A 6,520-nucleotide genomic window follows, 5' to 3' on the forward strand; every position below is an offset into this window, starting at 1 on the left:
CTCTGTATTTGAGGTAATTTGAATATACTGCGTTCCAAATATACCTCTTTTGGCTATCAACTCGGCTTTTAGACCATGGAGAAAAACGTCTCCTCCCGTAACGGACAAATGTGCCTTCTTAAATAGGAATAGGGCTAAAAATAAATAGATAACAACCATAGTTGTCACTCCAACAAGGAATGACCATAGTTGAAATTCAGTTTCGGTGAACCAGTTAAAAACAAGAGTAAAAACCACATAACTCGCCACCATGGACAACACTATTTTCGAGTGCAATTTCTTAGTTCTAAACTCTATATTTCTGTTCATCCGTAAATCCAAACTGTTCACTTGTGCATTTAACGCCCGCCTAAGGGGCTGACAACGCATTACCACTAAACTCAAACACAACAACCGTAACCACCGCGGCTCAATGGGACTGGAAACGCCGCGCGTTGACAGTCCCTCTTGAGGCGTTTGTTAGCTCTCTGCTTGGCGAATAGGTTACTGAAATTGTTCACCATGATTTTCTAAAGTTGTGCTACCACAGATAGCACAAACAACATATCTATCTGTTAATTCTAACGAAACGCCACCAGGTAAAGAGGCTGCCGAACTACTAAAAAATCCATCTAGAAATGCTTTGAACTGCTCTCTTTTGGACTTACCGTACTTTGATGGCTTTTGCTTCATCACTTCTTTATGTTCAGTGTTCTTCCCACACTTTTCACAAAACCTTGTGCTCATACTATCTCCTGAAATATTGCTAAAAAGAACTTCAAATCCAGCTTGGCTTTTTGGACTCTGCGATGAACTTTGAAAGAGAGCTAACGCCCGCCTAAGGGGCTGACAACGCATTACCACTAAACTCAAACACCACAACCGAAACCACTGCGGCTCAATGGGACTGGAAACGCCGCGCGTTGACAGTCCCTCTTGAGGCGTTTGTTATGTTTAATTTTTGATTGCATTTGCAATATTTCTAATACAACGCCTTGCAGACTCACTTACACCCGACAGTTGATAGAAACCATGTATTACACCTAGGTAACGTTCACAATAAGCGTCAACACCTTGGGAAAGAAGCAACCTGTACAACTGCTCTCCTTCATCTCGCAGTGGGTCATACTCAGCAGTGATAATCAAGGTTGGAGGTAAACCTTGAAGATCCTTTCGTGCCAATAGATTCAGTTCTTTTTCACTGGCCAACCGCTCTGACTCACCCGCATAAAGCTGGAAACCGGACAACAACATTTGTGCAGTAATAATGAAATCTGTACCGTTTTTCTGATAACTATCAGACACCCCCAAGGGGTCAACCATGGGATATATTAGGATTTGTTTCTCAGGTAGCCACAGCTTTTTATTTTTCAAACGAAGTGCTGTAGCAAGAGCTAATTGTGCACCTGCACTATCACCGACAAAGAATACATGTTCAGTATCGCCGCCATATTTATGACCATGTTCTTTGATACCTAATGCGGCCTGAAATACATCATCATGAGCTGATGGGTATGCATGCTCTGGTGCTAAGCGGTACTTAATGCAAACTACTATAGTCTCTGATAAATGAGCTAACTGCCTTAGTTGTGCTTCATGTGTTTCAAAACCACCGCTAATGAAACAACCGCCATGAAAATAAATTGTAATTGGCAAATCAATTTTATCGCTTGGCTTATAAACTTTGACTTGTATGCCATCCAGCTCATCAACAAACTCATCGGCCATTTCAGGACTTGAGCCAGCCAAAACCGTACTTGAGAGATAACCTGCCCGACGCTCAGAAATAGTTTGTTTTGATGGACAGGGTTTTCCACTAGAAATGAACTCTTCAACGAGTTCTTTAATGCCACGCTCTAGATAGTTGGTCATATTTAATTCTTCGAATGTGTTCAAAGCTCGAGATGATAGCCGAACACATAAAACTGTATATAAAAACAGTGGCAATTTGTGATACTGATTAAACATAACGCCCGCCTAAGGGGCTGGCAACGCACTACCACTAAACTCAAATACAACAACTGCAACCACCGCGGCTCATTGGACTGGAAACGCCACGCGTTGACAGTCCCTCTTGAGGCGTTTGTTAGCCGTTTTTTTCAAACCTACTGTTTCGTAAGCATTAACCGACGCAAATCTCGCTCCGCACGCATAACAAAAAGAATACGAACCTTTGCATCATCATACTTGTAGAAAACACGACACGGACTTACAACGACTTCACGATAATTGAGGTGTTCTAGTTCTGGAGGGACGCGCCCAGACTCTGGAAAATCGGCCAAACGTTCAACTTTTGTAAAAACGGTTTGCACCAGTTGTTTAGCAGCCACGACATTTTCAAGCGCGATGTATTCAGCAATATCATTCAAGTCGGATAGAGCCAGCTCCGTCCAAATTATTTCAACCATTTTGACATTCTGTCCTTAGCATCTTGATGGCTGACCACTTTACCATCCGCTAAAGCTCGCTCTCCGCGAGCAATACCTTCCAGGATCGCTAAACGATTTTGCATAAATTCATAGTCGTCTACATCAATAAGGTAAGCTGACGGTTTTCCGTGCTCAGTTATCAATACTGGCTCTTTCGTATCATGAAGATCGGCAAGGATCTTAGTGGCCTGACGTTTTAGTGACGTCACAAGTTCTACTTTCATTTGAGCTGCTCCAAAGAAATACTAAAGTGATACTATTCTATCACTCTAAGCATAGCAAGCTTTCAAACGGCTAACGCCCGCTTAAGGGGCAGCCAACGCCACTACTAACTTACCGTATAACACCGTAATCACAAAAACCAACGCATAGTAAAAATGCCGCGCGTTGGCTGTCCCTCTTGAAGCGTTTGTTATATTCGTAGCCTATTGATTAAAAAGTTGTTCTACCGTTTTCATCGGTAAGAACATACGAATACGCTCATTATGTTCGCACAATACTTCAAAGCCGAACTTCGTATAGAACGCTTGAGCGGAATCTGTCAGACAATCCACAACTATTGCGTATGCTCTCATGTGATGATTCACTTCCCACAAGTACTTCAGCGCACGGATTAGACTGACCTTTCCAAGTCCAGAACCGTGAAATTCTTTGTGCACAGCTAACTGAGCCAACAGAAAAACAGGGATTGGATACCTCGGTAGTTTCTTTGCTAATTGTGCCGGTAATGTTTCTCGGCTGATTGAGCTCGGTGCAACACTATAAAAGGCACAAATAGCGAATTTTTGATTTAACAGTGGGTGAGCACTAGGTAAAACCATTGTTCGGCTAATACCTGCTTGCATGTGCTTTGCAGCTTGAGTTTTGATAAATGTGTTTAGCTCTTGCTCACCACAGTCAAATGAGTCGCGGTCATGCTTTGATTTACTAAGTTCTACAAACTCTTTGCCCCAACTCACTTGATACCGCTCTTCTCTGTAAATTTAACAGCTTCAAGCAAAGCTTGATTCGGTGCTTTTACTTTATTACACGCAGCCATAAACTCGTCAAAAACACTGTCTTTAACCATAATACTTTCATGCTCCTCAATAACATGAGTCGCATCTTCGTCCATAAGTCTCACCACATATTCAGTGAGACTTTTTAAACCAAGTAAAGCCGATGCCTTTTCAGCTTTTGCCTTGATCTCTTCATCAAGGCGGATATCTAAACGTGCCGTTGCCATAACCCCTCCTGCGTACGGATACATTCCGTCAGTTGAGCGATTATAGGCCAAACTTAAAGCACATTCAATTCGTACGGAAAGTTTACGGGGCGAGGGAGAATATAACGCCCGTCTAAGGGGCTGACAACGCATGACCACTAAACTCAAACACAACAACTGTAACCATCGCGGCTCAATGGGACTGGAAACGCCACGCGTTGACAGTCCCTCTTGAGGCGTTTGTTATGTGTGTGCTGATGATTGCTCTTGTTCTAGCTCTTTTTTCTGCTTGAGTTTCACCTCATCCCAAGAAATACCATTCTCGATTGCAGATACACGTTCTTCATATTTCCGACATGCTCTTTGGACTACAGACTCAATCTTAACTCCTGCCTCTTTTTCGAGAGACAGGATCGTATTTAGGTAGTCCCACAGCACATCACCTAATTCATCTTCGAGGTAACAGAGTCGATTCTTAGGGATTTCTTCGACAACTTCATCGACTTCTTGTTTAATCTCAGCCAGATAAGTAGATGAGCCTAAATACCAAGAATTATTCTTGTCGAATTCAGATTTTCGTTTGGCTACTTCAAGCAATTTATCAAGATGTTGCATTTAACTTCCCACAAAACACATAACGCCCGCCTAAGGGGCTGGCAACGCAATACCACTGAACTCAACCACAACAACCATAACCACTGCGGCTCATTGGGACTGGAAACGCCACGCGTTGACAGTCCCTCTTGAGGCGTTTGTTATGCATTTTTTGCACTATTTAATGACGTTATCATTATTTTAGCCATCTCAAGCTTTGTTTCTTTATCAGCAGTATCCTCAACAACTTTGAATGAGAGTAATACATTCTGAATATCAACTAAGCTATCGTGATAGCCTTTCAATTGTTGTGTTGTTTTACTATAGAGCCAGAAGAATACACCAGAGATAAACTCTACAATCACGCCAGATCCCGCAGATATATAAGCAACAGAATCTGCATTAGTACATATTATGGCTTCCGCTATGGCATTTAATGCATTTTCCAAAGATTAACTCCTTTCTAAAACTAACGCCCGCCTAAGGGGCTGACAACGCATTACCACTAAACTCAAACACAATAACTGTAACCACCGCGGCTCATTGGGACTGGAAACGCCACGCGTTGACAGTCCCTCTTGAGGCGTTTGTTATATGAATTTAATCTTTCGTCACGTTAACTTCTCGCAACCAAAACTTAGGGTTATGCGAGCCATCATGAGTTTTGCCTTTTGAGATCATTATTCGGCACAGTGCTAACGCAGTAATAGGAATTAACACATGAAAAACAAACCCAACTGAACAATTTTCTTTGTATGTCGATAGTGAAAAGATCACTAACACACACCAGATAAACAACGTAAAGACAGCAACCCATTGGTTAATTTTAGAAACAGAGTATCGTTGAGGGCCTGTTATATATTTTTTACAGAACTCACTTTCAGGCGGTCGTTCCAAAAAGGATTTGTATAATGGCCCTGTAACGCTATCTTCTAGAAGATCTAGATGATTTTCCCAGTTTTCCTGCCAATACTTGCTACCTTTATTCGCAGAAAACCAAGCGAAAGTAAAAACAAAACCAGTTGAAGCAATTATTGTTAGGAACAGCGACTGACCACCACCTTTAAAATCTCCTGAAGCTACGGCAAAGAAGCCGGCAAAGGCAACCGCTATCAATGCCCAAAAATACGTCGCTCTTTTCCAGTAAAGCTCGATTTCAAACTTTCGTATATCTGAAGCTTGAGCAAATGCCGACTGTAATAAAATAGAGTGCGATTTATCTGTCTCAAATTTCTTTATGTATTCTTCTTTATCGTACTGTTTACTCATATGTTTCCTATTCATATAACGCCCGCCTAAGGGGCTGACAACGCATACCACTAAACTCAAACACAACAACTGCAACCACCGCGGCTCATTGGGACTGGAAACGCCGCGCGTTGACAGTCCCTCTTGAGGCGCTTGTTAGTTTGCGTGCCAAAGTGACACAAAGATTGCTTGTTGAACACTTTAACGCCATAATGCCCATGTGACAGTTTGACACAACAGGAGATAAAACTATGGCAACGACTTTGCCTCGCATCACCGCTAGAGTTGATGTCGATACTCAAGATTTACTCGCTAAGGCTGCTGCTCTTGCTGGTATGTCTAGTATTAACTCATTTGTTTTGAATGCAGCAATCGAAAAAGCAAAACAAGTCATTGAACGTGAGCAAGCTCTAAAGCTTAGCCAAGCTGATGCCGTATTGCTGATGGAAGCTCTTGATAATCCAGCTGTAGTAAATGCAAAGCTCAAATTGGCATCCGAACGTTATGAGAGCAAAACTCAATGATGAATACGGTACTTCTCGATAAAGATAAGCACGATAGGAACCGTTTCAATTGTGGCACTGAAGCACTCAACAATTACTTAAAAGTAATGGCGAGTCAGCAAGCCAAAAAAGACAACACCAGAACCTTCGTTTTGGAAGATGACAATAACAGTGCTTATATCATCGGCTTTTACACTCTGACTATGACGCCCATTGATTTGAAAGCCTTGCCCGACAAGTTACAAAAGAAGCACCAATCCTCAACCTCTGGAGGGCTCATTGCTCGTTTAGCTGTCGACGATAGATACAAAGGAAAAGGTTTTGGTGAGTGGCTACTCATTGACGCTCTCAGAAAGCTACTCGCAGCCAGTGACAGTGTAGCGTTCCCTGTTGTCATTGTTGATGCCAAAGATGGTGCAAAACATTTCTATGAGCGCTATGGGTTTCAAGCGTTTCAAGATGCCGAAAACAAACTCTTCATCACCATTGCTGATATCAGAGCAAGCTTAGGCTAGTTATCCACTACCTTTAGCAAACTAACGCCCGCCTAAGGGGCTGGCAAC

General features: G+C 42.3%; 12 protein-coding genes. 2 read left to right on the forward strand and 10 right to left on the reverse strand.

Features of this window, described 5'->3' with window-relative positions:
* From T411_RS0115295 to T411_RS0115340, 10 genes are all read right to left on the reverse strand, one after another.
* Positions 1 to 309, reverse strand: a 309-nt coding sequence (locus tag T411_RS0115295; RefSeq protein ID WP_027694909.1) for a hypothetical protein, incomplete at its 3' end; no start/stop codon positions are given.
* 174 nt (positions 310 to 483) lie between these two features.
* A complete protein-coding gene (locus T411_RS0115300; RefSeq protein WP_000107462.1) occupies positions 484 to 726 on the reverse strand; it encodes a hypothetical protein in 243 nt (80 codons plus the stop codon).
* 207 nt (positions 727 to 933) lie between these two features.
* A complete protein-coding gene (locus T411_RS0115305; RefSeq protein WP_000186333.1) occupies positions 934 to 1,851 on the reverse strand; it encodes an alpha/beta hydrolase in 918 nt (305 codons plus the stop codon).
* Between the two features lie 233 nt (positions 1,852 to 2,084).
* Positions 2,085 to 2,387: a type II toxin-antitoxin system RelE/ParE family toxin gene (locus T411_RS0115310; RefSeq protein WP_000229317.1), complete on the reverse strand. Its 303-nt coding sequence runs from the start codon at positions 2,385 to 2,387 to the stop codon at positions 2,085 to 2,087.
* Positions 2,375 to 2,632: a type II toxin-antitoxin system Phd/YefM family antitoxin gene (locus tag T411_RS0115315; protein ID WP_000861987.1), complete on the reverse strand. Its 258-nt coding sequence runs from the start codon at positions 2,630 to 2,632 to the stop codon at positions 2,375 to 2,377. Before T411_RS0115315 ends, T411_RS0115310 begins: the two co-directional genes overlap by 13 nt.
* 201 nt (positions 2,633 to 2,833) lie before the next feature.
* Positions 2,834 to 3,367 carry a GNAT family N-acetyltransferase gene (locus T411_RS0115320; RefSeq protein ID WP_000118351.1) on the reverse strand — a complete coding sequence of 178 codons (534 nt, stop codon included), beginning with the start codon at positions 3,365 to 3,367 and terminating at the stop codon, positions 2,834 to 2,836.
* Positions 3,364 to 3,633, reverse strand: coding sequence for a type II toxin-antitoxin system TacA family antitoxin (locus tag T411_RS1000000121385; protein ID WP_000179600.1), 270 nt, complete (start codon positions 3,631 to 3,633; stop codon positions 3,364 to 3,366). Before T411_RS1000000121385 ends, T411_RS0115320 begins: the two co-directional genes overlap by 4 nt.
* 222 nt (positions 3,634 to 3,855) lie before the next feature.
* Positions 3,856 to 4,227, reverse strand: a complete 372-nt coding sequence (locus tag T411_RS0115330) for a MazG nucleotide pyrophosphohydrolase domain-containing protein (RefSeq protein ID WP_001164080.1) — start codon at positions 4,225 to 4,227, stop codon at positions 3,856 to 3,858.
* 140 nt (positions 4,228 to 4,367) lie between these two features.
* Positions 4,368 to 4,655, reverse strand: a complete 288-nt coding sequence (locus T411_RS0115335; RefSeq protein ID WP_000426470.1) for a TRADD-N-associated membrane domain-containing protein — start codon at positions 4,653 to 4,655, stop codon at positions 4,368 to 4,370.
* 151 nt (positions 4,656 to 4,806) lie between these two features.
* On the reverse strand, positions 4,807 to 5,475 hold the full coding sequence (locus T411_RS0115340) for a RipA family octameric membrane protein (protein ID WP_000043871.1): 669 nt from the start codon (positions 5,473 to 5,475) through the stop codon (positions 4,807 to 4,809).
* A 230-nt stretch (positions 5,476 to 5,705) separates the two neighbouring features.
* Between T411_RS0115340 and T411_RS0115345 the strand changes: the two genes are divergently transcribed.
* On the forward strand, positions 5,706 to 5,978 hold the full coding sequence (locus T411_RS0115345; RefSeq protein ID WP_000246253.1) for a type II toxin-antitoxin system TacA family antitoxin: 273 nt from the start codon (positions 5,706 to 5,708) through the stop codon (positions 5,976 to 5,978).
* The gene (locus T411_RS0115350; protein WP_000982260.1) at positions 5,975 to 6,472 is read left to right on the forward strand and encodes a GNAT family N-acetyltransferase; all 498 of its coding nucleotides are present in this window, start codon (positions 5,975 to 5,977) and stop codon (positions 6,470 to 6,472) included. Before T411_RS0115345 ends, T411_RS0115350 begins: the two co-directional genes overlap by 4 nt.
* Positions 6,473 to 6,520: the final 48 nt, after the last annotated feature.

Source organism: Vibrio cholerae ATCC 14035 (genome assembly GCF_000621645.1).
Classification (GTDB): Bacteria; Pseudomonadota; Gammaproteobacteria; order Enterobacterales; family Vibrionaceae; genus Vibrio; species Vibrio cholerae.

Excerpts from the sequence above, each read along its gene's own strand:
- T411_RS1000000121385 (WP_000179600.1), bottom strand. The coding sequence starts at position 3,633 with ATGGCAACGGCACGTTTAGATATCCGCCTTGATGAAGAGATCAAGGCA.
- T411_RS0115345 (WP_000246253.1), top strand. The coding sequence starts at position 5,706 with ATGGCAACGACTTTGCCTCGCATCACCGCTAGAGTTGATGTCGATACT.
- T411_RS0115310 (WP_000229317.1), bottom strand. The coding sequence starts at position 2,387 with ATGGTTGAAATAATTTGGACGGAGCTGGCTCTATCCGACTTGAATGAT.
- T411_RS0115330 (WP_001164080.1), bottom strand. The coding sequence starts at position 4,227 with ATGCAACATCTTGATAAATTGCTTGAAGTAGCCAAACGAAAATCTGAA.
- T411_RS0115300 (WP_000107462.1), bottom strand. The coding sequence starts at position 726 with ATGAGCACAAGGTTTTGTGAAAAGTGTGGGAAGAACACTGAACATAAA.
- T411_RS0115340 (WP_000043871.1), bottom strand. The coding sequence starts at position 5,475 with ATGAGTAAACAGTACGATAAAGAAGAATACATAAAGAAATTTGAGACA.
- T411_RS0115305 (WP_000186333.1), bottom strand. The coding sequence starts at position 1,851 with ATGACCAACTATCTAGAGCGTGGCATTAAAGAACTCGTTGAAGAGTTC.
- T411_RS0115315 (WP_000861987.1), bottom strand. The coding sequence starts at position 2,632 with ATGAAAGTAGAACTTGTGACGTCACTAAAACGTCAGGCCACTAAGATC.
- T411_RS0115350 (WP_000982260.1), top strand. The coding sequence starts at position 5,975 with ATGATGAATACGGTACTTCTCGATAAAGATAAGCACGATAGGAACCGT.